We start from the raw sequence: 24,706 nt of genomic DNA on the forward strand, positions 1-24,706 counted from the left end.
CTCAGTCGAACTTCACGCGGAAGGCGGTGACGTAGATGACGACGATCACCATGATGATCAGGAAGATCGCCACGGCCACGGCACTTCCCATCCCCAGCAGCGAGTTGTCGATCAGGGTCAGGCGGGCGTACCCGGTCATGGAGGTGCTCGATGACGTGACCGGCCCCAGCATCACGTACATCACGTCGAACACGCGCAGCGAGTCCAGCGAGCGGAACACCAGCGCGACCAGCAGCGCGGGGCGCAGCAGCGGCAGGGTCATGCGCCAGAACTGCGTCCACTTGCTCGCGCCGTCCATGTCGGCGGCCTCGTACATGTCCGACGGCAGGCTCTGGAGCCCCGCCAGGATCAGCAGCGCCATGAACGACGTGGTCTTCCACACGTCCACCGCGATCATCGCCCACACGGCCTTATCCGGGTCGGCCAGCAGCGCGATGCCCTTGCCGTCGGCACTGAAGTGCGACAGCAGGCCGTTGCCGATCAGGCCGAAGGTGTCGTTGTACATGTAGGCCCACATCTGCGCCGACACGACCGTGGGGATCGCCCACGGCACCAGCATGGCGGTGCGCAGGAACGCGCGGCCCTTGAAGTTGCTGTTCACGACCAGCGCGATGATCATGCCCAGCACCGTCTCGATGAACACCGACACCACCGTAAAGAGCAGGGTGTTCTTCACGGCCTGCCACCACTTGGGGTCCTGCAGGAAGCCGATTCCGACGCCGTCCTCGGTGGTGAACCAGAAGTTCTGGAAGCCGACGTAGCGCACTTGGTCCGGCGTGGTCAGGTTGGCCTCGTGGAACGCGAAGAAGATCGTGCGCCACAGGGGATACCCGGCCACGAGCGCGATGGCGATCAGGGTCGGCAGCAGCAGCCACAGGGCGGTGCGGGCACGGGCCGCCTCGATCCCCCGGGTCTTGACCACCGTGCGGGTCGGGGTGGTGGCATTCGTGGTCATGGTGGCCTCCTGGACAACCTGAGGGGCGGTGCAACGCGGACGGGCGATGAAGCGGACGCGGCGACAATTGAATGTGGTGTGATGGACAATACCACTGGCGCGTGTGGCGCGCCCGGTCCGGCCACTGTTCGGCGTGCTTGGCCACTCCGGATATCTACCCGATATCTATACGAAAGGCGGGGGACAACCCGTGGTGGGTGCGTCCCCCGCCGTGTTCAGCAGATGGCGTGGCCGTTCAGGTGGCTTACCAGCCAGTGCCCTTGATGCGGGCAAGGTTGGTAGCGAGCTGGGCGACGGCCGCCTGGCCCTTGCTCTTGCCGGTCAGCACGTCGCTCACGGCGGTGCTGAAGGCCTGGGAGACCTGGTTGTACTTGCCCTTGGTGGGGCCGGAGGGGCGCGCGGCGGCGCTGGTGAAGACGCTGTACAGGCTGCCGAAGAAGGGGTTGGCCTTCAGGACGTCCTGATCCTTGTACAGGCTCTGGATGGTGGGGTTGTAGGCCCCTTCGACCGCGCGGATCTTCTGCTCGGCGGGGCCGGCGAGGTAGCGCACGAGCTCGATGGCCGCGGCCTGGTTCTTGGAGTAGGAGCTCACGCCGAGCTGCCAGCCGCCCAGGGTCGCCGCGTTGCGCGCGCCGCCGGAGGGCAGCGGAGCCACGCCGATCTTGCCCTTGACCTTGGAGTCGTCGCTCTGGCCCAGTGCCCACGCATACGGCCAGTTGCGCATGAAGGCCGCGTTGCCGGACTGGAAGATGCCGCGGGCTTCTTCTTCACCGTAGGTGGTGACGCCAGCGGGGCTGATGGTCTTGATCCAGCTGGCGGCGGTGTCGAGCGCCTTGGCCGCGCTGGCGTTGTTCACCGTGACCTTGCCGCTGGAGTCCACGATGGTGCCGCCGCCGAAGGAGACGAGCCATTCCAGCGCGTCGCAGGTCAGGCCCTCGTAGTTCTTGCCCTGGAAGACGAAGCCGGAGAAGGACTTGTTGGCCTTCTGCTCGCCGTCCTGGATCTTCTTGGCCATGGTGGCCATCTCGGCCCAGGTCTTGGGAGCAGCGGTGTAGCCGTACTTCTTCAGCAGGTCCGTGCGGTAGTACAGCAGGCCGGCGTCCGTGAACCACGGCAGCGCGACCAGCTTGTTGTCGACCGTGTTGGCCTCGATGATGCCCTTGAAGTGGGCGTTGATCTCGGCGGCCGGCACCTTGCCCTTGAGGTCCACGAAGTGCTGGGCGAGCAGACCGGGCCACACGACGTCGAGCTGGTACACGTCGATGTCGCTGCTCTTGGCGGCGAGCTGCTGCTGGTACAGCGCGAGGCGGTCGTTGGTCAGGTTGGGCGACTCGAAGACCTTGACGGTGTTGCCGGTCTTGGCGGCCCAGCGGGCGGCGCCCGCCTTGCACAGTTCCAGTTCCTGACCCACGGCGCCGCAGGCGATGGTGAGGGTGACACCGGCGGCGCTGGCATGGCCAGCCGACGCGACGGCAGCAGAGAGGGTCAGGAGCGCGATGGCTTTCTTCATGGATCCTCCTCGTGGGTGCCGGGCTCAGCCCCGGCCCGCTCCGGATTTCGGAAGCGGTTCCACGTTCACACGGGTTTGGTAGTGAAGAGGCTACACCCCGACGTGTGCGGTGTCAACGTGACCACGGCACGTCCGGCAAGAACGGGTGGTCAACACCACTCGACTCCCCGCCGTGTGCGAATCTTCACGCCTGGTTCTAGCGCCCTCAAAGCGGGGATCGCGGACCTCTGCTCGGAGGCTGCGGAACTGGTCGCCAGCCGGGTCCGTGAAGGGCTCCGGACCGTCAGGGGAGACCCCTCCGGAGGTTAGGCCTGCTCGTAGGCCGCGTCGCGGGTGCCCGTACCGAGCTTGCGCAGCAACCCGTCGAGCACCATGCGGCGCAGCACCCGCCACGCCTGCTGCGTGCTCAGGCCGCACGCGTCGCGCAGGTCCACGTTGCGCACCCGTCCTCGCTCGCGGGCCAGTGCCAGCGCAATGGCGCGCACCTCCGCTCCGCTCGGTCCGGACGGGTCGGGCGCCGCCGAGATGGGGCGTGGCTGGGGCACGGTCCGCAGACGCGGGGCCGTGATCCTGCCGCCCCCGTCCACCTGGCGATCCGGTACCGGGTCGTCCGGGCTGCCGGGCGTGGACCGGCCCAGGGCGGCCAGCACCTCGGCGCTGAGGGTGTACGCGATGCCGCGGCCCACCCCGGAGCGGCCGATCAGGCCGTGCTCCTCCATGCTGCGCAGCAGGCGGGGCGTGCGGTCTTCCGGGAGTTGCAGCGCGCGGGCCAGGTCGCCGCGTCTGGCCTCGCCCTCGCGGGCCAGCAGGCTCAGGACGATCAGCATGTCCAGCGAGAGCGTCTGGAGCTGCTCCTGCTTGCGGGCCACGAACCGCACGAAGTCCGCGTCGAAGCCCGGCGAGTGCAGGCTGAGGGTCACGGCGTCCGGGTACGTGGTGTACTCCGGCGGTTCCTTGCCATGCCGCAGCATCAGCGCGTACATGGTGTCCACGCCCACGCCCGCCCGCTCGACCAGGCCCAGCCGGGCCAGCACCTCGGCCAGCAGCGGATTGCGGCGCTTGGGCTGGTGGCGCAGGATGTTCCCCGGCGTGATGCCGCCGGGCAGGCCGCCGGGACTGTGGATCTCCAGCCGGTCCGGGTGGTGGTGCACGTGCACCACGTCCCGCAGGCGGTACTCGCGGTGCGTCAGGGCGTTCAGCAGGGCCTCGCGGTACACCGCCTCGTCCTGGTCCCACACCTCGACGCGGAACAGCCCCACCTGCACCGGCGTGAAGCGGTTTCTGGCCTGGATCAGCTCGGCCAGCCGCGTGAGCAGCGCCGGAATGGGCCGGCGCAGGTCCTCGCGGAAGTGGAAGTCCACGCCGGCGTCCACGTGGTGGTAGTACGACACCTCCGCCTGCGGCACGTGCGCCCGCAGCGCGGCCGGCGTGCCCGCCAGCAGGATCGCCGCCAGCGTGGGCCGCAGCGCGCCGCCGCTGGGCACGAGCAGCCCCAGTTCCTGCAGGAACTCCAGGTCGGGCAGGCCGGTCGCCGGGGTGCGCCGCCCCAGACCGCGCAGCCGGGCGACCTCGGCCGGATCGAGGTCCGCCAACGACGCGTCCGGCGGCACCACCGCCGTGTAGTCCTGGTCCGCCACGGGCTCGGACCCCGGCGCCGTGACCGGCACGAGGTGCGCGCCGTCCCACGCGGTCACGCTGCCGTCCGGCGCGGCCAGGACATACGGCGCCTGCGGCACGAACACCGCGAGCACCTGCGCGCCGCTCGCCAGGCGGTGGTGCTGCACGTTCACGGTGAGTCGCCCGCCGGACAGCTCGAAGATCGCGTGCGTGACCATCAGCGGGTGCAGTTCGCCGGCGCCCGGCCCGGTCCCGTCCTCGCCGGTCAGCCGGTCCACGCCGACCAGCACCGTGCCGCCGCGCGCGTTCGCCAGGCCCACCGCGTAGCGCGCGAGGTCCTGCGGCGTGACCTCCAGCGGCAGGTGCACGCATGTCGGGCCGGGCGGAGGCAACACGCCCACCGGCGAGACCGCTCCTGCACTCCCCTGCGTCACGGCACACCAGTATAGGGGTCGTCCCGGACCGCCCACGCCCGCGTCACGCCCACGTCCCGGTCGAGCCACACCAGGGCCGCGCGGCTGCCCACGCCGAACAGCGCGGCCGCCTGCCCGAAGCGCCGGCCCAATGCCACCGCGTCGCGCAGCCGCGCGGCCGGCAGCAGCAGGGCGTCCTCGGCCCACTCACCCTCGCCATTCACGACAGGTCCGGCCGGCCCGGCCCACGCGCGGGCGAGTTCGCGTGCCGCCGCGATATTCCGGGCGCTCGGCTGCGGCACACCCCCCGGATTCCACGCCGTGACAATTGCCCACGACGCCCCCTGCTTCATCCACGCGGGCGGCTCGCCCGGGGTCGCCCGCAGCCGGAAGCGGCCCTGCGGCGGGCCATAGGCGGCGCCCAGGAAGGCCCGCTGCAGTTCCGCCGGGTCGGGGGGGCTGCTCAGCGCATGACCGGCGCGGTCACGTTCAGGATCAGGCCGCCGCGCAGCCTCAGCACCAGGCTGATCTTCTGCCCGGCCGTGAGGCGCCCGCCCAGCACCACGCGGTACCCGCTGTCGGCGCCGAGTTGCAGACTGCCCTCCACCGGCAGGCTGTCCACCACCACGCAGCGCGGCGAGCACTTCATCAGGCGCCCGCGCCCGATGCTGCTCCACACGCCCACCACGTCGTCGGATTTCGGCACCGTCACGCGCCCCTGCACGATCGCTCCGCCGTGCATGAGTTTGAGGTTCAGGGTGGCGGACAGGCCCTGCGCACCCTGCGCCCGCGCGCTCAGCAGGGCAAGGGGCAGCAGGCACAACACGGCGCGCTTCTTCACTCGGTTCCTCCACTGTCGTCGTCCGCGTCGCCGTCCCCGTCCGGAGCCAGGGTATCGACGTCGGTCTTCATGATCTCCCGCAACACGCTGGTCGCAAAACTGCCGCGCGGCAACGTGAACGCCACGCGGTATCCGTCCGCCTCGTCCGTGACGGCGGCGTCTTCCACGAACACCCGGATCAGCCGGCGGTCGCCGCGCCGCGTGGCGAAGGCCTCCGGTCGCAGGCCGAACGCGGCCAGGGCGTCGTCCTCCAGATCGCCGGCCTCGAAGGTCAGCGGGCGGACCTTGCGGCCGAACAGCGTGCCGGTGGCGCTCACCTCGCCCCGCGCGGCCCGCGGCGTCTCGGCCGCCACGTCCTCGACCTGAAAGACGCCGCCGGTGTCGTGTTTTTTGGCCATGTCCCCGCGCAGCAGCCCCGCGAACACGCCGCGTTCCAGCCGCAGGCTCAGGGCGCGGTTGAAGACCATGCTCTGCACGCTGGACGTCAGGAAGCGCCGCACGCGCGGGTCTTTCAGCCGCGACTCGCCGCGCAGCACCCGCACGCCCTCCTCGGCGTTCACGCCGCCCAGCCCGAAGCGCTGCGGCCCGAAGTAGTTCGGCACGCCCTGCGCCACCAGGGCCGCCATGATCTCCCGCGCCCGGTCGGCCTGTCCCTCCGCTCCCCGCACGCGGATCACGAAGCGGTTGCCGCGCAGGTGCCCCAGGCCCAGCTTGTTGGTGTGCCGGGTCACGCGCACGATCTCCACACCGTCCACGTTCAGGCCGTCCAGCCGCCGCTCGGCCTTGGCGGGCAGACTCAGCCACTGGGTGGTCACCGCGTGCCGGTCCTTCAGGCCCGCGACCCCGATATCCTTCTCGCGCACGCCCAGCTCGGCGGCCAGCACGCGGATCACGTGCGCGGTCGTGTGGCCGGTCTTGCGCACCTCGACGAACGCGAAGTCGCCCTCGCCGGACGGCGCGTAGAGGGGCACTTCCTGCACGACGAAGTCCTCCGGGTCCCGGCGCAGCACTCCGCCGGTTCCGGTTCCGGCGGTCAGGGAGCGCAGGGCGGACCACTCGAACACCAGACTCACGATGCCGACCACCATACGCCCGCCTCCCCCCTCCGGCGTGAGAGTGCCGCTCCACCCCCACCCCGCTGTGAGCTAGTCCTGGCGGGACCCGGCACCCCTCCATCCCGTCCAGAACGGCACAAGCGCGGCGTCGGCCGGGCAGGAGCAGTCACTTCGATACCCCCATCGCCCGCCCGGCGCCACTCGTCTCTCGCGCTGCTCAGTTCAGGACGCGTTCCGCCGCGCGGGCGGCCGGCGTCCAGTCGGCGCGGAACAGCCGCGCCTGGGCGTCCGCGCCGGCCCGGCCGTACCACACGCGCACGCCGCTGTCCCATGCCGACACCGGCAGCAGCGCTTCCTGCCCGGCCCGCAACTCCGCGAGCACCCGGCCGTCCTCGCCGCGCACGCGGTACCACGCGTTCACGCCGGCCGGCGACCAGCCCGCCAGCAGCACCTTGCCGCGCGACACGTTCTTCAGGTGGGCGCCCCGCTCGGTCAGCGTGACGTCCAGTTCCGGCCATTCAGGAACCACGGTGGTGTTCCAGCGGGTCTGGAAGTCCAGCGCCGGGCGGCGCTCGGCGCGCGGGTACAGCGCCGACGCCACCAGCCCCGCCACGCCCGCCAGCAGCAGTGCGAGCGCGAGCACCAGCAGCAGCGGCTGCGGCGGCTGCCCCAGCACGCTCACGGCCAGCGCGCCGCCCGTCACCGCGCCCACCGCCGGCCACGCGAAGGCCGGACGCCCACGCGACGGGCGGTACGCGTGCGGCCAGAACTCCGAGAGCAGCAGCGCCGCCGCGCCCACCCCGAACAGCGCGGGAACGTCCACGATGGCCGCCGCCAGCAGCGCCGCCACGCCCGGCACGCTCCACCACGCCACGGCCGGCCGGAAGCGGGCCCGGGCCTCGCGCCCCACGCGGCCCAGCCAGTACCCGGCGATCAGGGCTGTGCACAGCGCCAGGGCGCCGCTGACCGGTCCGAGCGGCTCCAGCGGCAGCAGCAGCGCACTCACGGCAGGCCCTCTCCCTTCTTGTGGCGTCCCAGGCCGGCGGCCGCGCCGCCCCCGGTGCCCGCGGCCGGAAAGCCGCCCGGCAGCGGCGCGAGCGGCAGGCGCTCCAGGGTCACGCGACCCGGCAGCGTGGGCGCCGCCTCGGCCGGCAGCGCCTCGGTGCCGGTGGGCATCACGCCCGGCTGGCCGTGGCGTTCCAGCTCGAACACCAGATGCGGCAGCTCGTCGCGCAGGATGCCCTCCCACGCGGTCTTCACGGCGTTCAGGCTGCCCGGCATGGCGAACACCGCGGCGCCCCGGCACAGGCCGCCCACCGCTCGCGACAGCATGGCCGCCCCGCCCACCTGCTGGTAACTGAGCATGCGGAACAGCTCCCCGAAGCCCGGAATGGGCTTGGTCAGGATGGACTCCACCACCGGCACCGTCACGTCCCGCCCGGTGATGCCGGTGCCGCCCGACGACAGCACGATCTGCGCCTCGCGCGAGAACTGCACCAGCGCCGCGCGGATCTCCACCGCGTCGTCCTTCACGATGCGGTAGCCGACCAGTTCGTGGCCGGCGGCGCGCAGCTCGGTCATCAGGTACTGCCCGCTGGTGTCCGTCTCCGGGGTGCGCGTGTCGCTGATGGTGACGAGGGCCACCCGCGCCGAGTGGGGCGCCGCGTCACGGTGACTCTGCGCGGACTCACCCGTCCGGGCGTCAGGACCGGGAACCGGGACAGCAGGGAAGAGCGGGACATCGGCCATGCGTCACCATACTCCGCGGCCCGGAACGCCCGCCACGACACGGCCCCCTATCAGGGGTCCAGCGCGGCCACCTACCCGCGCCCGGCGTTCAGGACGTTGCGGGCGTTCTCCGGCAGGTTCACGCGGTCGCGGCGTTGCAGCGCCGAACGCGGCCGGCGCAGGATCAGCGACAGGTAGACGTCCGCCTGCTGCGCCAGGAACTCGCGGTAGCCGTCCTCCTGGCCGCTGCGCACGCATTCCAGCGCCAGCAGATCCAGCTGGCCTTCCAGCAGCCGCAGCGCGAGGTGGCGCGCGGCGTTCGAGCCGCTGTCACCGATCACCTCGGCCACGGCCGGCAACCGCTCGGGGTCGCGCAGCAGGGCGCGGGCCGTGCGCCTCACGTTCGGGTCGGCCAGGGTCAGGGTGCACGCGCGGCACGGCTGCTCCGCGCTGGGTTCCTCGCACACCGGGCACGGCCGCCAGCCCTGCGCCTCGCGCCACTTGCGCGCGCGCGTGATCGCCTCGGCCGCCCGCAGCGCTGCCGGGCGCAGGTCGTCCTGCACCTCACTCACCAGACGCCGGGCACGCGCCTTGTCCGGGGCGGGCAGGGCCGGTGGGGGCGGCGCGGTCACCGCCTCGCGCACCGCCCCGACGCTGAAGCGCAGTTCCGTCACAGAATCGTCGCCCAGCAGCGCCCGCAGGGCTTTCAGGAAGTGGTGGCGCTGCATGGTCAGGTGGTGCGCGGTCGCGGAGTCCCGCACCTCGATGAACAGCACGCTGCCCTGCTGGGTGCGCGGCCGGGTCAGGCGCGCGATCTCCGGGCCGACCGCCTGCGGCCACGCCAGGATCGCCCGCGCCCGGCCCACGCCGCGCGCGAGCTTCGCAGTGCCCAGCGTCGCGCCCATCAGTTCGCCCAGGCCGCGCGGTCCACCCAGGCGGCGCCCGCCGGGCTTGCGGAAGGGACCGCTCACGCGTCGCGCTCCACCAGCGCGTCCGGCGTCAGGTCCAGCGCGTCCGGCAGCTCCCACGGCTCGCCCTCGGGCGTGAAGCGTCCGGCGTGTGCGCGCAGCGTCAGGGCCGCGCCGGGCGCACGCTCGGTGCCGGTCACGACCGCCTGCGGCACGCTGGCCGCCAGGTCGAGCAGGAAGGCCCGGCGCGCCGGGTCGAGTTCGGCCGTGAAGTCGTCGATGAGCAGCACCGGCCGCTCGCCGAAGCGTTCGGCCAGCAGTTCCAGTTCGGCGCGGCGCAGCGCCAGCGCGATGGTGCGGCCCTCGCCGCGGCTGGCGTACTCGGTGGCCGGAAAGCCGCCCAGCGTGAGCAGCAGGTCGTCGCGGTGCGGCCCCGTCACGGTCGAGCCTCGCGCCAGCTCCTCGGCCTGCCGGGCGGCCAGATCGGCGGCGAAGGTCTCGGGCGTGGTCGATTCCACCAGGTCCAGCGTCAGGGTCTTGTGGCTGCCCAGCCCGGTGTTCGCGCTGGCGGCCAGCTCGCTCAGACGGGTCAGGGCGCGGCGGCGCAGCAGCATGATCTCCGGGCCCAGCTTCACCAGCGCGTCGTCCCACACGTGCATGGCCCAGCTCTCGCCGCTGCGCAGGGCCGCGTTGCGCTGCGAGACCGTGCGCTCGTAGCGCGCGAGCTGCTGGGCGTAGCGCGCACTCAGGCGCGACAGCAGCGAGTCCAGGAACGCCCGCCGGCCCGCCGGAGCGCCGAACACCAGCTCCGAGTCCTCCGGGCGGATCCACACGGCGCTGCCGCGTGGCAGGTCGCCGCTGCGCACGCGCACGCCGTCCACCTTGAGCTGCCGCCGCCCACGCCCCAGCCCGACCTCCTGGATGCTGAGCGCTCCGGCGGACTCCAGGTCGGCGCGCACGTACGCTTCCTTCTCGCCCTGCTGCACGAGCTGTTCCAGGCGCGTCACGTCGGTCAGGCCGGTCAGGGCCAGGAAGGCTGCCTCCAGCAGGTTCGTCTTGCCGGCCCCGTTCTCGCCGTACACGCCCGTCACGCCCGCCGGGAACCGCAGCGTGCACGGCGCCAGGTTCCGGTAGTTCAGGGTCGAGAGCGAGTCCAGGCGCACCCGCGCATTCTAGTGGGGCGCGCCCGCCCAGACCGTGGGGCCGGCCGGAGTGGCTGTACGATGAAGGCGTCGCCCGGGGACGTTGCCCCCGCCGCCCACCGGTGCCCCGGCGCGCTCCGGGAGGTCGAGTGACCATATCCAGCCAGGATCAGTCGTTCGTCGGACGTGTGCCGCGCGTGTACGAGGACGTGCTGGTGCCCCTGCTGTTCGCGCCCTACGCGGCGGACCTCGCCGGGCGCGTGGCCCGGCACCGGCCCGGCCGGGTGCTGGAACTCGCCGCCGGCACCGGAGCCCTGACCCGCGCGCTGGCCGCCGTGCTCCCGGATACCGCCGAGGTGCTCGCCACCGACCTCAATCCGCCCATGCTGGAGCAGGCCGCCCGCGCCGGCACCCCCCGCGGCGTGACGTGGCAGCCGGCCGACGCGGCGCACCTGCCGGCGGCGGACGCGGGCCGCGACGTGGTCGTGTGCCAGTTCGGGGTGATGTTCTTTCCGGACAAGCCGGCCGCCCTGGCCGAGGCGCACCGGGTGCTGCGGCCGGGCGGGCACCTGCTGTTCAACGTCTGGGACGCCCTGGCCGGCAACGGGTTCACGCAGGCGGCGCACGACGCCCTGGCCGCACATTATGGAGTGGACGCGCCCAGCTTCTTCGCCCGCGTGCCCTACGCCTACCACGACCCGGCCGTGATCGCCGGTCACCTCGCGGCCGCGGGTTTCACGGCCACGCCCACGGTCACGGTCATGGAGTTGCCCAGCCGTGCGGCCAGCGCCCACGCGGTCGCTCAGGGCCTGTGCCACGGCACCCCGCTGCGCGACGAGATCGAGGCGCTGCACCCCGGCGACCTGTCCGCCGCGACCGACGTGGTCGCCGCCGCCGTGGCCCGGCAGTACGGGGATGGCCCCGTCGAGGGCCGCATGCGGGCACTGGTGATCGAGGTGACCCGCTGACCCCCGCCGCGTGACCGGGGGCGGGGCCGGCGCTCCACTATCCTGCGCGCATGTCCCGCTCCCCGCTGCTGATCGTCACGCCGCATTCCTCCGGTCAGGTGCCCGCCGACGTGCTGCGCGACATGCTGGGCGACGCCGCGCTGGACAAGTCCACGCGCACGGCCTTTCTGCGCCGCCTGTTTCTGGACGGCGACCCGTACACCGACCTGATCTACGCCCTGCCCGGAGCGCGGCACGTGAACGCCGCGTGGAGCCGCTTCGTGGTCGACCTGAACCGCGACCGCGACGACCGGGTGGACAACGGCGTGGTCAAGCTCGTGGACTTCACGCGCACGCCCCTGTACCCGGACGGCTTTGTGCTGAGCGAGGACGCCCGAGAGGCGCGGCTGCGGCTGATCTGGGACTCGTTCGACCGGCAGGTGAGTGCCGAACTGCCCGGCGCGGCGCTGATGATCGTGGGCCACTGCATGGGAACGCACGGCCCGGCTCTGGGCCACGACACGGGCACGCCGCGCCCCGCCATCTGCCTGATGCCCGGTGAGGACGACGCCCCCTCCTTCCCCCGCGACCTCTGGCCTGCCCTGAAGGCCGCGTGCGAGGCCGCCTTCGCGGACGTGATCGCCGCCAGCCCCTACGAGCGCGTGACCATCGGGGAACCGTGGCAGAGCGACACCCTGAGCGTGGCCCACTCGCGGCGCAGCGGCGTGCCCGCCTTCGGCATCGAGCTGAACGCCGGCCTGTACCTGGGCGACGGGGGAGAGCCGGTGGACGACGCGATCCGCGCCCTGAACGCCGCCTTCGCCGTTTTCACGGAGGCGGCCCTGGCCCTGCTGGCCTGACCTACGCGTCGCGCGTGGCGAGGTCGCGCAGCACCGCCAGCAGCTCCCGCGCGGCCTGCGGATCGGCGGCGTCCTGGAAGGCGGTCTCCAGCAGGGTCAGGCCCCGCGCCGCCTGTGCGTGCGCGTAGTCCTGCGCGTCCGCCACGCTTCCCGAGTCCAGCAGCCACGTGCGGATCTCCGCGATCACGGCCGCGTCCTTGGCGGGCCGGTCACGGCGCATCTGTTCCAGGAAGACGCGGCGCTGCTCCTCCGGGGCGTCCTCCAGCCAGCGCAGCACGATCATGGTGCGCTTGCCCTCCAGCAGGTCGCCGCCGATCTCCTTGCCATACTGCGCCGGATCGCCCGCGAGGTTCAGCACGTCGTCCCGGATCTGGAAGGCGGTGCCCAGCGCCAGCCCTGCCTCCGTAAAGGCCATCTCCGGTGCGGTGCCCGCTGCCAGCGCGCCGAGCCGCAGCGGCGAGATCACGGTGTAGTGCGCGGTCTTCAGCTCGACCATCTGCACGTAGTCCGCGGCGTGCAGGGTCCACTCGCCATGCTCCACCCACGACAGGTCGAGGTGCTGGCCCTCGGCCGTGCGGTGGATCATGAACAGGAACTCCTCCATGGCGCCCGGCACGCCCGCACGCAGCACGGCCTCCCACATGGACACGTGCAGCGCGTCGCCGGCGTTGATCGCCAGGGGCACGCCGTGCAGGCGGTGCAGGGCCGGCCGGCCCCGGCGTTCCTCCGAGTCGTCCTCGATGTCGTCGTGGATCAGCACCCAGTTCTGGAACAGTTCCAGCGCCGCCGCCAGCCACAGCGCGCCCTCGTACGCGGGCGTGCCCGGCTGCGCGCCGTGCACCCGCGCGCTGGCGAGCAGCAGCTCCGAGCGGATGCCTTTACCGCCGCGCGTGGGGTAGTCGCGCAGCATGTCCGCGTAGGCCCGCAGTTCCGGACGATCCCCGCCGGTAGGCAGCAGCGACAGCACGCGCGACAGCAGTTCGTCCCTCATCGAGCGGCAGTCTAGCGGCTGAGACGTATTTCGTTCTGGACAGCGGCGGATGTTTCGCCTCCGTACCCAGGCCGATATGACATCCAGCACGCCCTGAAAAGCCCAAGCGTCCCACCGAGCACCTGACCGAACGCCATCACACGTGGCCCCATCCGCTCGGGGGCGGCCCCTCGCTCCTCGTGTTCAGGTGACGCAGGCTCACTCGCTCATGGGCGCGAAGCGCGCGGGCGCTGACGGCGTGCACGCGCGAGGCAAGGACGCGGCCCCACGCTGACGAGACTCCGTGTGAAGCGAGCCTGAAGGATATGGCGACCACCTGCCGAGCGCAGCGCCGCTCCCCCTGACCCGCTGCTGCGCAGCGCTTCGAGTCTCGGGTCGGGGGCTGGAGGCTGGGGAAGCCCGTTGCAGGCGCCCACCTTCACCTTCGCACATGCCACGAACGCCGACGCTCGCAGTCAGTCCGGCCCACTGCTGGACGGTGGCTTCAATAGCGCCTGCCACTCCCGGCGACGGATGGTACCCGGGCGGACAGACGCCCGCGCGCCCGCCCCACACGATCAGGGCATGAAACGCCCGCTGAAACTCGCGCTGCTGGCCGCCGGGGTGCTGGCCGTCCTGGTCGCCTGCGCTCCGGCCCTGAGCCCCGGTCCGGACGGGCAGACCCTGCGCCCGGCGGTGAGTGGCGAGCGGCAGTACCTGACCCTGCCGGGCTTCGGTCGCGTCGCGTACTACGCCGACACGCGCGGCACAGGCCGCCCGCTGATCCTCACGCCGTCTGTGAACGCGGCGGCCAGCGCCTACGAGATGAAACCGCTGTGGGACGCGTACGCCGGGTCCCGTCCCGTGTACGCGCTGGAGTGGCCGGGCTTCGGCAGCAGTGACCGGCCCGACATCCGCTACACCCCGGCGCTGATGACGTCTGCCCTGAGCGCGCTGGTGGCGCAGCTCGGCACGGACGTGGACGTCGTGGCGCTGTCGCTGGGCAGCGAATTCGCGGCGCGCGCGGCACTCTCGGACGCCCACATCTGCACCGTGGCGCTGATCAGTCCCAGCGGTCTGGGCCAGCCGCGTCCCGGCACCCAGCAGGCGAGTGCGGACGACGGCGGCCAGCGGCTCTACCGCATCCTGAACGCCGTCAGCACGCCGCTGTACGGGCTGCTGCGGCTGCGGCCGGTGATCGAGTCGTTCCTCGACCGCTCGTTCCACGGGCCGGTCGATCAGGGCCTGGTGGACTACAGCGTGGACACGACCCGTCAGCCGGGTGCGAAGTACGCCCCGGTGTACTTCATCAGCGGCCAGCTGTTCACGCCGGACGCCTACGCCGAGCTGTACAGCAAGCTGCAGGTGCCCGCGCTGGTGCTCTACGACAAAGACGCCTTCGTGTCCTTCGACCGCCTGCCCCAGTTCGCCGCGCAGCCCGGCGTGCAGGCCGTGCGTATCCCGGACACCGACGGCCTGCCGCACTTCGAGAAGCAGCCGGAGGTGCGCTCGGCGCTGGACGCCTTCTGGGCCGCGCATCTCTGAGGACCAGCGAGGAGGCGGGCGGCGTCCGGGTGGCACCCCCCCCACCCCCGGACGCTGGGCGCTGACTCAAGCCCCGCTCTGCGCCGGACCAACGCGCGATCATCCTGCGATCATGGCCCGGCCGGCACACTGCGGACATGACCCTGCTGCTCGCCCTGGCCGCCATCGCCCTGCCGCTCGTCCTCGCCCCGGTGCTGTATCCCGGCCGCGGGGGCGACGACCGCGTCACCGAACCCTGAGCGGTCCGGCCAGCGCTGGCCCACTAGTGCGCGTTACTCGATGCCCTCGGCGTCTGCGAGGGTATGGACACTGCGGCGGGTGAGGGCGGCGCAGTGGGTGACTCGGAACCACAAGCGGGCGAGGCGCTGCATGTATGAAGGGTCCGCTCCCGACATCACTCCGGCGTGAAATCGCCGGTCCTGGCGGCCTTCCGGAAGCCTTCAGGCTGGCGGCGCGCCGTGGGGGGTGTCCGGGCTGGACGCGGCCATGTCGCGCAGCCGGTGCTCCTGGCGGCGGGCAAGGTCGGCGAGAGTGCCGAGAATGGTGAGCAGCACGATCAGTCCGAGCATACGGGCACCTCCTCCACGGCCAGCCTGCCCTGTACGGGTCAGGGGGCCGTCAGGGGCCAGCATGACGGACACCGCCTGACCGCGGTCTTTCAGCGGGTCGGCGGCGCGTCCGGGGCCGGTCAGTCGTCGCTGTCGTCGGGCAGGTCGGCGTTTGAGTAGACGTTCTGCACGTCGTCGAGTTCTTCCAGCGCGTCGATCACGGTCAGCAGCTTGCGGACGTCGTCGCCGCCCACTGCCACGGTGTTCGTGGCGATCATGGTGACCTGCGCGCTCTCGACCTCGAAGCCCGCGCCGGCCAGGGCGTCCTGCACGGCATACAGGTCGTTCGGGGCGGTGCTGATCTCCAGGCCGTCCTCGGACTCCTGGATGTCCTCGGCGCCGTGCTCGATGGCCGTCTCCTGCGCCCGCTCGCTGGTGTCACGCACCAGCAGCACGCCCTTCTTCTCGAACTGCCACGCCACGCTGCCGCTGTTGCCCAGACTGCCGCCGCGCTTGTTGAACACCGCGCGGATGTCGGCCACCGTGCGGTTCACGTTGTCGGTCAGCGTCTCGATGAAGATGGCCGTGCCGCCCGGGCCGTAACCCTCGTACGTGACTTCCTTGTACTCGGCTGCGCCCTCGGCGGCGCCCACGGCGCGTTTGATGGCGTTCTCGATGTTGTCCGCGGGCACCGTGTCGGTCTTGGCCGCCGCGATGGCGTTTTTCAGGCTCAGGTTCCCGGCCGGATCGCCGCTGCCGCCCGAGCGGACGGCGGCCTGGATGGCCCGGATGTGCTTGGAATACATCGCGCTGCGTTTCTTGTCGTTCGCGCCCTTCTTGCGCTTGATCTGCGCCCACTTGCTGTGACCGGCCATGTTCAGAACACTCCTTGCAGGATGATCGCGCCTGGCCCCCTGCGGGGCGGCGCGTGACGGCGGGCATTCTAGCGTGCTGCTCCTGTCCTGGGCCGCCGGCCGGCTTCAGCCGTCCTCGTCGGTGGGTTCGTCGAGGGGATGCGTGGGCAGCAGCCGCTCCTCCAACTCGGTCGGCGTGGGGGTGCCGCGCTCGGCGTTGCTCGGCCCGGTGTCCAGCCCGCTGATCAGCACCTCGCCCTCCCGCTCGGGGACGCCTTCGATCCGCTGCGCCGGAGTCCGTTCTGGAGGTGTCATGCCGCCCAGCATACGCGCCGCCTGCTCGCTCTTCCGGCTACTGCTGCGCGACGCTGCGGTCCCCGATCACGAGGTGCAGCTCGCCCACGCCGGGCGCCGTAACCGTCGCGTGCCGCCCGATGATCGCCCGCGTGAGGGGCCGTTCCGGGTGCAGGATGCGCGCGAACTCGTCCACCAGGCTGTCCTGCACGGCCGCGCCGTGGATGCGGGCATGAGCGCCCACGCTGACGTTCGGGCCGAGGAGGGAGCCGCGGATACTGGCGTGCGGCCCGATCCACAGCGGCCCGGTCAGCTCGCTGTCCTGCACGCTGGCGCCCGGCTCGATCACGATCAGGCCGCGCAGCTCGCTGCTCAGCACGCGGCCACCCACCCGGCCGGTCTGCTGGGTCAGAAAGTGCGTGTTCGCCACCAGCAGGTCGGCGGGGGTGCCGGCGTCGCTCCAGAAGCCCTGGAATTCTACGGCGCGCACGAGGCCGCCGCGCGCGATCAGGGCCGTGATCGCCTGCGGAAATTCCAGCTCGCCGCGTTCGCTGGGCAGCAGCGCGGCCACGTCGTCGAGCAGCGCCGGGCGGAACGCGAAGACGCCGCATGCGGCCAGGTCGCTCTCCGGCTGCACCGGCTTCTCGACCAGCCGGATCAGCCGGCCGCCCTCGACGACCGCCACGCCGTAGGCCTGCGGGTTCGGCACGCGCTTGACGCCGATCACCGCGTCTGCGCCGCCTTCCAGCGCGGCGCGCAGGGGCGTCAGGGCATCCTGGAAGAGGTTGTCGCCCAGGTACAGCAGCGTGGCGTCGTCCTGCAGGAAGTCGCGCGCGGCCAGCACGGCGTGCCCGGTGCCCAGCGCCTCGCGCTGCCGGATGAAGTGCAGCGGTCCGAGGTGCTGCGTGGCGTCGCGCAGGTCCTGCTCGCTGGCGGGGCTGACGACCACGCCGATGCGGTCCACGCCCGCGCGGCGCAGCGCGTCCACGGCGCGGGCGATGATTGGCACACCGGCCACCGGCACCGCGTGTTTGGGACGCGTGGCGCTGACTGGCAGCAGGCGGCTGCCACGTCCGGCGGCGAGAATGAGCCCATTCATGAAATCGGTTGCACTATACCGGCCGCGCATGAGCACTGTGCGGGTCAGGTGGCCGGGCGGGCCGGAGGACTGACCGCGGGCGGAGAGGCCCTCAGCGGCGCAGGGCGTCCTCCAGGGCTTCCGCGAAGTCGTCCTCGGCGTCCAGCCACGGGTAGTGCCCGGCGTCCAGCACCGTCACGTCGCCGTCCGCCAGGTCCGCGACGTACTCCACCTGCTCGGGGTAGGAACTGCGGTCGTGCACGCCGGCGATCACGTACACCGGGCGGCGCAGCTCGGCCAGGAAGGGCGCGTACTCGAACTCCCACAGGCCCTGGTTCACCAGCGCCTGCTGCACCTCGCCGCCGCCCACCAGCTGGCCCTCGGCGTCCAGGAATTCCAGGCGCAGGCGGCTGGACGCGTCCCGGAAGTGTAGGGCGTTGAGCAGGTCGCGGGCGTTCAGCAGGGAGAACGCCTGCTCGATCCGCGCAGCCCCCACCGCCGGGTGCTGGCCCTCGGGCGTGCCCGCGCGGACCTGCGCGGCCGGGTCGTCCAGCGCCACGCCGCGGCGCGCGCTCGCCTCGGCCAGCAGCGTGAGCGCCAGCGCCGGGAAGTGCACCCACGGATTGACCACGATCACGCGCTCGGTGCGTGTCGGGAGGCGCCGCGCGTACTCCAGCGCCACCAGCGCGCCGAAGCCGTGGCCCAGCGGCACGATGCGCTCGGCGCCCAGGAACTCGCGCAGCGCCTCCACGTCTCCGACCAGGGTATCGAGGTCCAGGGTGTCCGCGCCCTGCTCGGTGTCCTCCAGCGGGCCGCTGCGCCCCGAGCCGCGCTGGTCGAGGTACACCGTGCGGCGCGGCATGCGCTCGCCGAACATCGCCTGGAAGGAGTACGCGTTGTACCCGGGGCCGCCGTGCAGGAACACGACCGGGGCCGCGCCGTCGTCCTCGCCCGTCACCTCGAAATACAGGTCGGCGCCGTTCAGCCGCTCGAACTGCACCTGCGTGTCCGGCCACTCGGAATCCAGCGGCGAGTCCGGGTCGAACGGGGGCAGGGGCTGGTCGGTGTCCGGAGTCATGGCGCCATTCTAGGAGCCTGCTCGCGGTCCGCCTCGCTGGGCACGCGCTACCCTGCCGCCATGTCCAGTTCCGCTCCCGACGCGCCCCAGGGCATCGCGTTCACGCTCGACGGCGTGGACGAGCTGGGCTTCGCGCGCATCCTGAACGACGTGATGCACGACGCCGCGTTCGGCCGCCCCCTGCAGGTGCAGGCACAGGAACCGCGCGCCGGGCAACCCGCCCGCCTGACCCTGGTGTTCCTGCCCGAGCACCGGATGGCCGCCGTGGCCGCCATGCAGCGCCTGAAGACCGTCCTGCTGCGGCACGGCGTGCAGGTGGACTCCATCCGCGTGCCCGGCGACCCCGGCGAGGCGCCGAGCGGTTGAGGGAGCCGGGCTGGTCGTGATCCATCTCGACCCCCGGTGGTGGGCCAACCGCTTCGCCCCGGACCGCTGGCACAGGTTGACGGCTGGCCGCTGACCGGCAGACCTCATGCCAGTGTCCACATTCCGGGCTGTTGACGGCAGCGTGCCGTGTGGGTGAACGGAGGCGCATGGCGACGTCTGAGTCTTCCGGGCACCATCACCGACGCCGACTGGGAGGGTCTGAGTTGCCTCCGTCATCCTCGGCGCCGGCCTGAGACCGGAGTGACTCTCACCTGACTTTCAGGCGAGTTCCAGAGCTGGGCAATATCGGCCTGGTCGCGCTCAATCGCCGCTGAGATGGCGTTTCGCTGTCCAGCACACGCGCATGGGCTCCGGCCTGCTGCTCGATGTCGGCACCATCGGCATCGGCTGTTAAGGGAGCCTAAATCGCGTCCACGGCTGCGTCCGTGGCGCGGCCCCTACCATTGGCGAAACTGATGTTGCGTTGCGGGGTGGAGGGAGCGCGTCGGGACGTCACCAGTCCCAGGCCGCCGGAAAGCCTCAGCCCGGCCCCAAAGGAGACCACGGGCACATATGGAGCAGCGAATCCTACTGATCGAGGACAACCCGGACATCACCCGCGTCGTCCAGTACGAACTGGAACAGGCGGGCTACGCCGTCCTGAGCGCCGCTGACGGCGTGACCGGCCTGACTGCCGCGCGCGAGAGCACGCCGGATCTGGTCATCCTCGACCTGGGACTGCCGGACCTGGACGGCGCCGAGATCGCCCGCCGGCTGCGCAAGACCAGCAGCGTCCCCATCATCATCCTGACGGCCATGGACGCCGTGGACCGCAAGGTGAACCTGCTGGAAGCCGGCGCCGACGACTACATGACCAAACCCTTCCATCCGGAGGAGCTCGTCGCCCGCGTGAAGGTGCAGCTCCGCCACCAGCAGCACGGCGAGGTGATCTCGATCGGGGCGCTGGAAATCCATCCGCAGAAGCGGCTGTGCCACTACAACGGCCACGAGGTGCGGCTGTCGCCCAAGGAGTTCGACCTGCTGACCTTCCTGGCCCGCCAGCCGGGCCGCGTGTACTCCCGCCAGGAGATCGAGCGCGAGGTCTGGAACGGCGAACTGCCCAGCAACAGCAACGTGGTGGACGTGCATATGGCGAACATGCGCGCCAAGCTGCGTGACCTGGACGGCTACGGCATCATCCGCACCGTGCGCGGCATCGGGTACGCCCTCAAGACGCCGTAGGGCTCACATAGAGGGGAGAGCGCCCGCTGGTTCCTACCGGCGGGCGCTTCCTCTGCGCCGTCCGAAGACGAACCACGCCGCGCCCGCCGCGAGCAGCCCGGTCCCGGCGTAGGCCCACACATTTGGGCCGGACGGAGCCTGGGCCACCGCGCTCCCGGTCGTCGCCGGCACGTCGCTCAGGTCGCCCGTGCCGCTGGGGATGACCCGGTTCGGCGTGGCCGCGTCCGCGATGGCGTCCACCGCGAGGAAGATCACCGCGTACCGGAACAGGTCGGCCCCGATGCCGCGGCGCCGGTAGTAGTCCTGTGGGTACGGGTAATACCGGCCGCTCTGCAACTGGTAGGGGTACGCGCTGCTGCGGGTGGCCGAGTACGTCAGGGCCGTGCGCGGCACTCCGGCAGGCAGCGGCGCACTTCGCCACGCGCTGAGCTGCGTGGGCGTGACGGTCGAGGCGGCCGCCCGGTTGGCGGGGCTGGAGCGCACAGCCGCCGCGCTGGGCAGCGCCGCGGACCTCTGGCTGGTGGCCGGCGAGCGGCTGGGTACGCTGGGCACCGGACGGGGCGCGGTGTTCACGCGTGGAACGGTCACGCGCGGCACGCTGCGGCTGCCGCCGAAACTGCCGCCGCTGCGCCGCGCGGCGTCGGTCATGCCTCCCAGCAGGGCCAGGCCGGTCAGGAGGACGGTCAGGGAACGCTTCATCACCTTCCAGTACGTGTTCGGCACGTCCAGAGTTGCATCTGCCCCGGCTGTCCTAGACCACCCCTGCGCACAGGTGCGGCGCGCGCCTACACTCCGGTCATGCCGTCTTCCAGCGCGTTTTTTTATTGGCCCCTGTTCCGCCGGGCCTAGCTTTCGCGCTGATCACGACCCCACCGCCCGGTGAGCCCCGCAAGGCCACCGGGCGCGTCTCTTTCCGCCGTTTCCGGCAAAGGACCCTCCCCGCATGACGCACCCCGATCCGAACGTCCAAGCTGGCCGCACCGAGAACCTCAACGTGTCGGGGTTCACGCCGCTGATCACGCCGCGCGCGCTCAAGGCCCGTCACCCGCTGACCGCCGGCGCTGAGCGCACCGTGCTGGCCGGACGCCGCGCGGCGCAGGACATCCTGCACGGCCGCGACGACCGGCTGCTGGTCGTGGTGGGACCGTGCTCGATCCACGACCACGCGCAGGCGGTCGAGTACGCCCGGAAGCTGGCCGACCTGCGTGAGCGCGTGAACGACCGGCTGGAGGTGCAGATGCGGGTGTACGTGGACAAGCCGCGCACCACGGTCGGCTGGCGCGGCTACCTGCTCGACCCGGACATGACCGGCGCCAACGACATCAACAAGGGCCTGGAACTGACGCGCAGGCTGATGATCGAGGTGAGCGAGCTGGGCCTGCCGGTCGCCACTGAACTGCTTGACCCCTTCGCGCCGCAGTACCTGTTCGACGCCGTGGCGTGGGCGTGCCTGGGCGCCCGCACCACCGAGTCGCAGACGCACCGCGTGATGGCCAGCGCCGTCAGCGCGCCGATGGGCTTCAAGAACGGCACCGGCGGCGGCATCAAGCTCGCGGTGGACGCCATCGTGGCCTCGCGCGCGCCGCACGCCTTCTTCACCGTGGACGACGACGGCCAGGCCTGTATCGTCCACACGCTGGGCAACCCCGACGGCCACGTGATCCTGCGCGGTGGCCGCAGCGGTCCCAACTACGCGCCGCAGTTCGTGAAGGAGGCCGCGGACCTGATGACCGCCGCTGCCGTGAGTCCCGCCGTGATGGTGGACTGCTCGCACGCCAACAGCGGCAGCGACCACACCCGCCAGGGCCTGGTGTGGCGCGACGTGCTGCACCAGCGCGCCGCCGGGCAACGCGCGATCCGGGGCCTGATGATCGAGAGCAACCTCGTGGGCGGCAAGCAGGCCATTCCCGCCGACCTGTCGCGGCTGGTGCCCGGTGTGAGCGTCACCGACGCCTGCGTGGGCTGGGACGAGACCGAGGCGCTGCTGTTCGAGGCGCACGCCGCCCTGTCGCGCGAACCCGTGCGGAGCTGAGCGACCCGGCACGGACTGGCACGGCCCAACCCTGGCCCCGCCTACGGTCTGCCGGCGGGGCCTGCGCCATGGTGGGGCATGGCTCACCACCCATCGCCGCCCGGCCAGGGCCGCCCACCGTCGCAGCGCGACAGCAAGGTCTGCGTGGTGTGCGGGCGACCCTTCACGTGGCGCAAGAAGTGGGAGCGCGACTGGGAGCACGTGAAGTACTGCTCCGACCGCTGCCGGGCCGCGTCCAAGAAGGGCGACGCATGACCACGCCCTCGTGGGGGCTGGTGTGCATGACGGTCGGCCCGGAACTGCGCTTCCGCACCATCACCCGCACGCGCTACGAACAGCTGGACCCGGCCGGGCGCGAGGCGGCGCTGCGGGACATCTATGCGCACAACATCGCGCGCACCGGCTCGGCGGCGGCGTTCTGCGCCGCGCGCGGCATCGGCATGTACCGCCTGAGTTCTGCCCTGTTCCCGATGCTCGACCTTGGCGGCGACGACACCGGCGCGGCCGTGCTGGACAGCCTGGCGCCGGAACTGCGCGCGGCCGGGCAGGCCTTCCTGGACGCCGACATCCGCGTGCTGATGCACCCGGACCAGTTCATCGTCCTGAACTCCGACAGCCCCGACGTGCGGGCCCGCAGCGTGCAGGCCATCGGCGCCCACGCCCGCGTGATGGACGGCCTGGGCCTGGAGCGCAGCGTGTGGAACCTGCTGCTGCTGCACGGCGGCAAGGGCGGCCGGGCAGCCGAACTCCAGGCCGTGATCCCGGACCTGCCGGACGGCGTGAGACTCCGCCTTGCGCTGGAAAACGACGAGCGCGCGTACAGCCCGGCCGAGCTGCTGCCCGTGTGCGAGGCGACCGGCGTGCCCTTGGTGTTCGACGCGCACCACCACGTCGTCCACGACCGCCTGCCTGACCAGGAGCACCCCAGCGTGCGGCAGTGGGTGCTGGCGGCCCGCGCCACGTGGTCGCCGCCGCAGTGGCAGGTCGTGCACCTGAGCACCGGCATCGACGGCCCGCAGGACCGCCGCCACAGCCACCTGATCTCGGCGGTGCCCAGCGCCTACGCGGACGTGCCGTGGATCGAGGTGGAGGCCAAGGGCAAGGAGGAGGCGATCGCCGCGCTGATGGCCGGCCCCCCGGCGTGACCGGGGCCTAGCCGTCGGCCAGCCGCAGCAGCAGCACGCCCAGCACCACCACCATCGCGCCCACGAGCTTGAGCCACGACTGCGGCTCGCCCAGCGCCAGCACGCCCAGCGCGTAGGCCGTGACCGCCTCCAGCCCCAGCACGATGATGTACGTGCTGCTCATGGACGCGCCGCGCATGGCGAGTGCCTGGAGCGCCGCGCCCAGCACGAAGCACGCGAACACTGCCGCAGACGGCCCCAGCACCGTCAGGCCCTGCGAGAGCTTCATGAAGTACCCGCCGGCGCTGAACACCAGCGCGGCGCCGATCAGCAGGGCCAGAGAGGGCACGGTCACGGCGCTCCTTGTACCACGCCGGACGCCGCCCGGCGCGCTACCCTGGAGCGCGTGGATGTCGTCGTGTTCGATCTGGAGACCACGGGCCTGTCGCCCGAGCGTGACGGCATCGTCGAGATCGGCGCGCTGCGCGTGGTGGACGGCCGGATTGACGAGTCGCAGCGCTTCGAGACGCTGGTGCGCCCCACCACCGCCACGGGCGAGACGATGCTGATTCCGTGGCACGCCCAGCGGGTGCACGGCATCAGCAACGACATGGTGAGCCGCGCGCCCACCATTGCCGAGGTGCTGCCCGAGTTCCTCGACTTCGTGGGTGCCTCGGGCGTCGTGGCGCACAACATCGGGTTCGACGGCGGGTTCATGCGCGCCAACGCCGCGCGCCTGGGCCTGTCGTGGCGCCCGGCGGCCGAGCACTGCACCGTGCAGCTCTCGCGCCGCGCCTTCCCGAAGGAGCGGGCGCACAACCTGACGGTGCTGGCCGAGCGGCTGGGCCTGAGTTTCGCGCCGGGCGGCCGCCACCGCTCCTTCGGAGACGTGCAGGTGACCGCGCAGGCGTACGTGCGGCTGCTGGACCTGCTCGGGCAGGCCGCCGTCACTCCAGCAGCGAGTAGATGACGGTCTGGGCACCGTCCAGCGGCACGTGCCCATCTGTCACGGTCGTGCGCAGGGGGCCGCCCAGGCCGGCCGCCGCGTCCAGCAGCGGGCCGGCAGCCCCGGCGTCCAGCGTGCCCCACAGGTGGGCCGCGCCGCCCGGCGCCGAGGCCCGCCACAGCAGCGCTCCGACCGGCGTGCCGGCGCGGTAGGCGAGCAGCAGCGCCGCGTCCCGGTCGCCCTCCAGCCGCGGCGCGAGGTGCCGCGCGAGGGCGTCGGCCCAGCCCGGCGTGCCGTACGCCCGCGCGAGCACGTCCGCCCACGCCGCCAGGTGCAGGCGCGACACCTGCTCGACGGCCACCCCGGTCTCCGGCACGCCGCCGGTGAAGCGGCCGACCTGCACGCGGGCCACCTCCCGGGCTCCAGGCACCGCGCGCGTGGACGCGACCAGCACGGGCACGCCCTGGCCTTCGTGCCACTCGCGGACGGCGTCCAGATCCACGCCGGAGGGGTCGTCCGGCAGGAACGTCGCGTTCAGCGCCAGCACGTTCACGCCGGGGGTGAGCAGCGTCACGGCGCCGCCCTGCTCGCGCTGAATCACCGACAGGGGCGTGTGGTACGCGACAACGTCGGCCAGTTCGGGCGCGAGCACG

Annotated in this window: 28 protein-coding genes; 9 read left to right on the top strand and 19 right to left on the bottom strand. The window is 72.1% G+C overall.

Annotated features, from left to right (window positions below):
• Position 1 precedes the first annotated feature (1 nt).
• The 10 genes from HNQ07_RS00640 to recF all read right to left on the bottom strand — a co-directional run bounded on the left by HNQ07_RS00640 (position 2) and on the right by recF (position 10,190).
• Entirely contained in the window at positions 2 to 955 is a 954-nt protein-coding gene (locus HNQ07_RS00640; RefSeq protein ID WP_184108837.1) for a carbohydrate ABC transporter permease, read from the bottom strand.
• A 244-nt stretch (positions 956 to 1,199) separates the two neighbouring features.
• The gene (locus HNQ07_RS00645) at positions 1,200 to 2,465 is read right to left on the bottom strand and encodes an ABC transporter substrate-binding protein (protein ID WP_184108839.1); all 1,266 of its coding nucleotides are present in this window, start codon (positions 2,463 to 2,465) and stop codon (positions 1,200 to 1,202) included.
• A 305-nt stretch (positions 2,466 to 2,770) separates the two neighbouring features.
• Positions 2,771 to 4,516, bottom strand: coding sequence for an AlbA family DNA-binding domain-containing protein (locus HNQ07_RS00650; RefSeq protein WP_184108841.1), 1,746 nt, complete (start codon positions 4,514 to 4,516; stop codon positions 2,771 to 2,773).
• Positions 4,513 to 4,848 (bottom strand): DUF3293 domain-containing protein, encoded by a 336-nt coding sequence (locus HNQ07_RS00655; RefSeq protein ID WP_260322694.1) that lies wholly within the window; start codon positions 4,846 to 4,848, stop codon positions 4,513 to 4,515. The genes HNQ07_RS00650 and HNQ07_RS00655 overlap by 4 nt, the downstream gene beginning before the upstream one ends.
• 110 nt (positions 4,849 to 4,958) lie before the next feature.
• On the bottom strand, positions 4,959 to 5,336 hold the full coding sequence (locus HNQ07_RS00660; RefSeq protein ID WP_184108842.1) for a hypothetical protein: 378 nt from the start codon (positions 5,334 to 5,336) through the stop codon (positions 4,959 to 4,961).
• A complete protein-coding gene (truD, locus tag HNQ07_RS00665) occupies positions 5,333 to 6,424 on the bottom strand; it encodes a tRNA pseudouridine(13) synthase TruD (protein WP_184108844.1) in 1,092 nt (363 codons plus the stop codon). Before truD ends, HNQ07_RS00660 begins: the two co-directional genes overlap by 4 nt.
• Positions 6,425 to 6,608: 184 nt before the next feature.
• Positions 6,609 to 7,397, bottom strand: coding sequence for a hypothetical protein (locus HNQ07_RS00670; RefSeq protein WP_229831807.1), 789 nt, complete (start codon positions 7,395 to 7,397; stop codon positions 6,609 to 6,611).
• Positions 7,394 to 8,035, bottom strand: a complete 642-nt coding sequence (locus HNQ07_RS00675) for a MogA/MoaB family molybdenum cofactor biosynthesis protein (RefSeq protein ID WP_229831806.1) — start codon at positions 8,033 to 8,035, stop codon at positions 7,394 to 7,396. The genes HNQ07_RS00670 and HNQ07_RS00675 overlap by 4 nt, the downstream gene beginning before the upstream one ends.
• Before the next feature lie 176 nt (positions 8,036 to 8,211).
• Positions 8,212 to 9,024 carry a DciA family protein gene (locus HNQ07_RS00680; protein WP_184109799.1) on the bottom strand — a complete coding sequence of 271 codons (813 nt, stop codon included), beginning with the start codon at positions 9,022 to 9,024 and terminating at the stop codon, positions 8,212 to 8,214.
• Positions 9,025 to 9,086: 62 nt separating this feature from the next.
• A complete protein-coding gene (recF, locus tag HNQ07_RS00685) occupies positions 9,087 to 10,190 on the bottom strand; it encodes a DNA replication/repair protein RecF (protein WP_184108849.1) in 1,104 nt (367 codons plus the stop codon).
• Positions 10,191 to 10,318: 128 nt separating this feature from the next.
• Here recF and HNQ07_RS00690 point away from each other — a divergent pair, with 128 nt between their 5' ends.
• The gene (locus tag HNQ07_RS00690; RefSeq protein ID WP_184108851.1) at positions 10,319 to 11,137 is read left to right on the top strand and encodes a class I SAM-dependent methyltransferase; all 819 of its coding nucleotides are present in this window, start codon (positions 10,319 to 10,321) and stop codon (positions 11,135 to 11,137) included.
• 50 nt (positions 11,138 to 11,187) lie between these two features.
• Positions 11,188 to 11,976 carry an N-formylglutamate amidohydrolase gene (locus tag HNQ07_RS00695; protein WP_184108853.1) on the top strand — a complete coding sequence of 263 codons (789 nt, stop codon included), beginning with the start codon at positions 11,188 to 11,190 and terminating at the stop codon, positions 11,974 to 11,976.
• A gap of 1 nt (position 11,977) precedes the next feature.
• Here HNQ07_RS00695 and HNQ07_RS00700 read toward each other — a convergent pair whose 3' ends face one another.
• The gene (locus tag HNQ07_RS00700) at positions 11,978 to 12,967 is read right to left on the bottom strand and encodes a polyprenyl synthetase family protein (protein ID WP_184108854.1); all 990 of its coding nucleotides are present in this window, start codon (positions 12,965 to 12,967) and stop codon (positions 11,978 to 11,980) included.
• Between the two features lie 564 nt (positions 12,968 to 13,531).
• Between HNQ07_RS00700 and HNQ07_RS00705 the strand changes: the two genes are divergently transcribed.
• Positions 13,532 to 14,491, top strand: coding sequence for an alpha/beta fold hydrolase (locus tag HNQ07_RS00705; RefSeq protein WP_184108856.1), 960 nt, complete (start codon positions 13,532 to 13,534; stop codon positions 14,489 to 14,491).
• A 440-nt stretch (positions 14,492 to 14,931) separates the two neighbouring features.
• On the opposite strand, the gene HNQ07_RS23900 is transcribed toward HNQ07_RS00705, so the two are convergent.
• From HNQ07_RS23900 to HNQ07_RS00725, 5 genes are all read right to left on the bottom strand, one after another.
• Positions 14,932 to 15,060, bottom strand: coding sequence for a hypothetical protein (locus HNQ07_RS23900; protein WP_260322695.1), 129 nt, complete (start codon positions 15,058 to 15,060; stop codon positions 14,932 to 14,934).
• Between the two features lie 119 nt (positions 15,061 to 15,179).
• Positions 15,180 to 15,914 carry a YebC/PmpR family DNA-binding transcriptional regulator gene (locus HNQ07_RS00710; protein ID WP_184108858.1) on the bottom strand — a complete coding sequence of 245 codons (735 nt, stop codon included), beginning with the start codon at positions 15,912 to 15,914 and terminating at the stop codon, positions 15,180 to 15,182.
• A 105-nt stretch (positions 15,915 to 16,019) separates the two neighbouring features.
• Positions 16,020 to 16,208 (bottom strand): hypothetical protein, encoded by a 189-nt coding sequence (locus HNQ07_RS00715; protein ID WP_184108860.1) that lies wholly within the window; start codon positions 16,206 to 16,208, stop codon positions 16,020 to 16,022.
• 37 nt (positions 16,209 to 16,245) lie between these two features.
• Complete coding sequence (locus HNQ07_RS00720) at positions 16,246 to 17,286, bottom strand: sugar phosphate nucleotidyltransferase (RefSeq protein ID WP_184108862.1); 1,041 nt, start codon at positions 17,284 to 17,286, stop codon at positions 16,246 to 16,248.
• Between the two features lie 91 nt (positions 17,287 to 17,377).
• A complete protein-coding gene (locus HNQ07_RS00725; protein ID WP_184108864.1) occupies positions 17,378 to 18,343 on the bottom strand; it encodes an alpha/beta fold hydrolase in 966 nt (321 codons plus the stop codon).
• A 60-nt stretch (positions 18,344 to 18,403) separates the two neighbouring features.
• Between HNQ07_RS00725 and HNQ07_RS00730 the strand changes: the two genes are divergently transcribed.
• Together HNQ07_RS00730 and HNQ07_RS00735 are read left to right on the top strand one after the other, a co-directional pair.
• Complete coding sequence (locus HNQ07_RS00730) at positions 18,404 to 18,709, top strand: hypothetical protein (RefSeq protein WP_184108866.1); 306 nt, start codon at positions 18,404 to 18,406, stop codon at positions 18,707 to 18,709.
• 573 nt (positions 18,710 to 19,282) lie between these two features.
• Complete coding sequence (locus HNQ07_RS00735) at positions 19,283 to 19,951, top strand: response regulator transcription factor (protein ID WP_184108868.1); 669 nt, start codon at positions 19,283 to 19,285, stop codon at positions 19,949 to 19,951.
• 33 nt (positions 19,952 to 19,984) lie between these two features.
• Here the strand turns inward: HNQ07_RS00735 and HNQ07_RS00740 are convergent, their stop codons facing one another.
• Positions 19,985 to 20,650, bottom strand: a complete 666-nt coding sequence (locus HNQ07_RS00740) for a hypothetical protein (RefSeq protein ID WP_184108870.1) — start codon at positions 20,648 to 20,650, stop codon at positions 19,985 to 19,987.
• A 244-nt stretch (positions 20,651 to 20,894) separates the two neighbouring features.
• Here HNQ07_RS00740 and HNQ07_RS00745 point away from each other — a divergent pair, with 244 nt between their 5' ends.
• The 3 genes from HNQ07_RS00745 to uvsE all read left to right on the top strand — a co-directional run bounded on the left by HNQ07_RS00745 (position 20,895) and on the right by uvsE (position 23,128).
• Positions 20,895 to 21,983, top strand: a complete 1,089-nt coding sequence (locus HNQ07_RS00745) for a 3-deoxy-7-phosphoheptulonate synthase (RefSeq protein ID WP_184108872.1) — start codon at positions 20,895 to 20,897, stop codon at positions 21,981 to 21,983.
• A 78-nt stretch (positions 21,984 to 22,061) separates the two neighbouring features.
• The gene (locus HNQ07_RS00750) at positions 22,062 to 22,238 is read left to right on the top strand and encodes a DUF2256 domain-containing protein (RefSeq protein ID WP_184108874.1); all 177 of its coding nucleotides are present in this window, start codon (positions 22,062 to 22,064) and stop codon (positions 22,236 to 22,238) included.
• On the top strand, positions 22,235 to 23,128 hold the full coding sequence (gene uvsE, locus HNQ07_RS00755) for a UV DNA damage repair endonuclease UvsE (RefSeq protein WP_184108876.1): 894 nt from the start codon (positions 22,235 to 22,237) through the stop codon (positions 23,126 to 23,128). The genes HNQ07_RS00750 and uvsE overlap by 4 nt, the downstream gene beginning before the upstream one ends.
• A gap of 7 nt (positions 23,129 to 23,135) precedes the next feature.
• On the opposite strand, the gene HNQ07_RS00760 is transcribed toward uvsE, so the two are convergent.
• Positions 23,136 to 23,462 carry an SMR family transporter gene (locus HNQ07_RS00760; RefSeq protein ID WP_221274662.1) on the bottom strand — a complete coding sequence of 109 codons (327 nt, stop codon included), beginning with the start codon at positions 23,460 to 23,462 and terminating at the stop codon, positions 23,136 to 23,138.
• Between the two features lie 51 nt (positions 23,463 to 23,513).
• Here HNQ07_RS00760 and HNQ07_RS00765 point away from each other — a divergent pair, with 51 nt between their 5' ends.
• On the top strand, positions 23,514 to 24,077 hold the full coding sequence (locus HNQ07_RS00765; protein WP_184108878.1) for a 3'-5' exonuclease: 564 nt from the start codon (positions 23,514 to 23,516) through the stop codon (positions 24,075 to 24,077).
• Here HNQ07_RS00765 and HNQ07_RS00770 read toward each other — a convergent pair.
• Entirely contained in the window at positions 24,055 to 24,705 is a 651-nt protein-coding gene (locus HNQ07_RS00770; RefSeq protein WP_184108880.1) for a GNAT family N-acetyltransferase, read from the bottom strand. The genes HNQ07_RS00765 and HNQ07_RS00770 overlap by 23 nt on opposite strands.
• Position 24,706 lies beyond the last annotated feature (1 nt).

The organism is Deinococcus metalli (assembly GCF_014201805.1).
GTDB lineage: Bacteria > Deinococcota > Deinococci > Deinococcales > Deinococcaceae > Deinococcus > Deinococcus metalli.

What these genes read in the sequence shown, in the direction of transcription:
- HNQ07_RS00705 (WP_184108856.1), top strand. Translation starts at nt 13,532, where the DNA reads ATGAAACGCCCGCTGAAACTCGCGCTGCTGGCCGCCGGGGTGCTGGCC.
- truD (WP_184108844.1), bottom strand. Translation starts at nt 6,424, where the DNA reads ATGGTGGTCGGCATCGTGAGTCTGGTGTTCGAGTGGTCCGCCCTGCGC.
- HNQ07_RS00640 (WP_184108837.1), bottom strand. Translation starts at nt 955, where the DNA reads ATGACCACGAATGCCACCACCCCGACCCGCACGGTGGTCAAGACCCGG.
- HNQ07_RS00740 (WP_184108870.1), bottom strand. Translation starts at nt 20,650, where the DNA reads ATGAAGCGTTCCCTGACCGTCCTCCTGACCGGCCTGGCCCTGCTGGGA.
- HNQ07_RS00715 (WP_184108860.1), bottom strand. Translation starts at nt 16,208, where the DNA reads ATGACACCTCCAGAACGGACTCCGGCGCAGCGGATCGAAGGCGTCCCC.
- HNQ07_RS00750 (WP_184108874.1), top strand. Translation starts at nt 22,062, where the DNA reads ATGGCTCACCACCCATCGCCGCCCGGCCAGGGCCGCCCACCGTCGCAG.
- HNQ07_RS00655 (WP_260322694.1), bottom strand. Translation starts at nt 4,848, where the DNA reads ATGAAGCAGGGGGCGTCGTGGGCAATTGTCACGGCGTGGAATCCGGGG.
- HNQ07_RS00710 (WP_184108858.1), bottom strand. Translation starts at nt 15,914, where the DNA reads ATGGCCGGTCACAGCAAGTGGGCGCAGATCAAGCGCAAGAAGGGCGCG.
- HNQ07_RS00700 (WP_184108854.1), bottom strand. Translation starts at nt 12,967, where the DNA reads ATGAGGGACGAACTGCTGTCGCGCGTGCTGTCGCTGCTGCCTACCGGC.
- HNQ07_RS00695 (WP_184108853.1), top strand. Translation starts at nt 11,188, where the DNA reads ATGTCCCGCTCCCCGCTGCTGATCGTCACGCCGCATTCCTCCGGTCAG.
- HNQ07_RS00720 (WP_184108862.1), bottom strand. Translation starts at nt 17,286, where the DNA reads ATGAATGGGCTCATTCTCGCCGCCGGACGTGGCAGCCGCCTGCTGCCA.
- HNQ07_RS00745 (WP_184108872.1), top strand. Translation starts at nt 20,895, where the DNA reads ATGACGCACCCCGATCCGAACGTCCAAGCTGGCCGCACCGAGAACCTC.
- HNQ07_RS00735 (WP_184108868.1), top strand. Translation starts at nt 19,283, where the DNA reads ATGGAGCAGCGAATCCTACTGATCGAGGACAACCCGGACATCACCCGC.
- HNQ07_RS00725 (WP_184108864.1), bottom strand. Translation starts at nt 18,343, where the DNA reads ATGACTCCGGACACCGACCAGCCCCTGCCCCCGTTCGACCCGGACTCG.
- HNQ07_RS00645 (WP_184108839.1), bottom strand. Translation starts at nt 2,465, where the DNA reads ATGAAGAAAGCCATCGCGCTCCTGACCCTCTCTGCTGCCGTCGCGTCG.
- HNQ07_RS00730 (WP_184108866.1), top strand. Translation starts at nt 18,404, where the DNA reads ATGTCCAGTTCCGCTCCCGACGCGCCCCAGGGCATCGCGTTCACGCTC.
- HNQ07_RS23900 (WP_260322695.1), bottom strand. Translation starts at nt 15,060, where the DNA reads ATGCTCGGACTGATCGTGCTGCTCACCATTCTCGGCACTCTCGCCGAC.
- HNQ07_RS00680 (WP_184109799.1), bottom strand. Translation starts at nt 9,024, where the DNA reads ATGGGCGCGACGCTGGGCACTGCGAAGCTCGCGCGCGGCGTGGGCCGG.
- uvsE (WP_184108876.1), top strand. Translation starts at nt 22,235, where the DNA reads ATGACCACGCCCTCGTGGGGGCTGGTGTGCATGACGGTCGGCCCGGAA.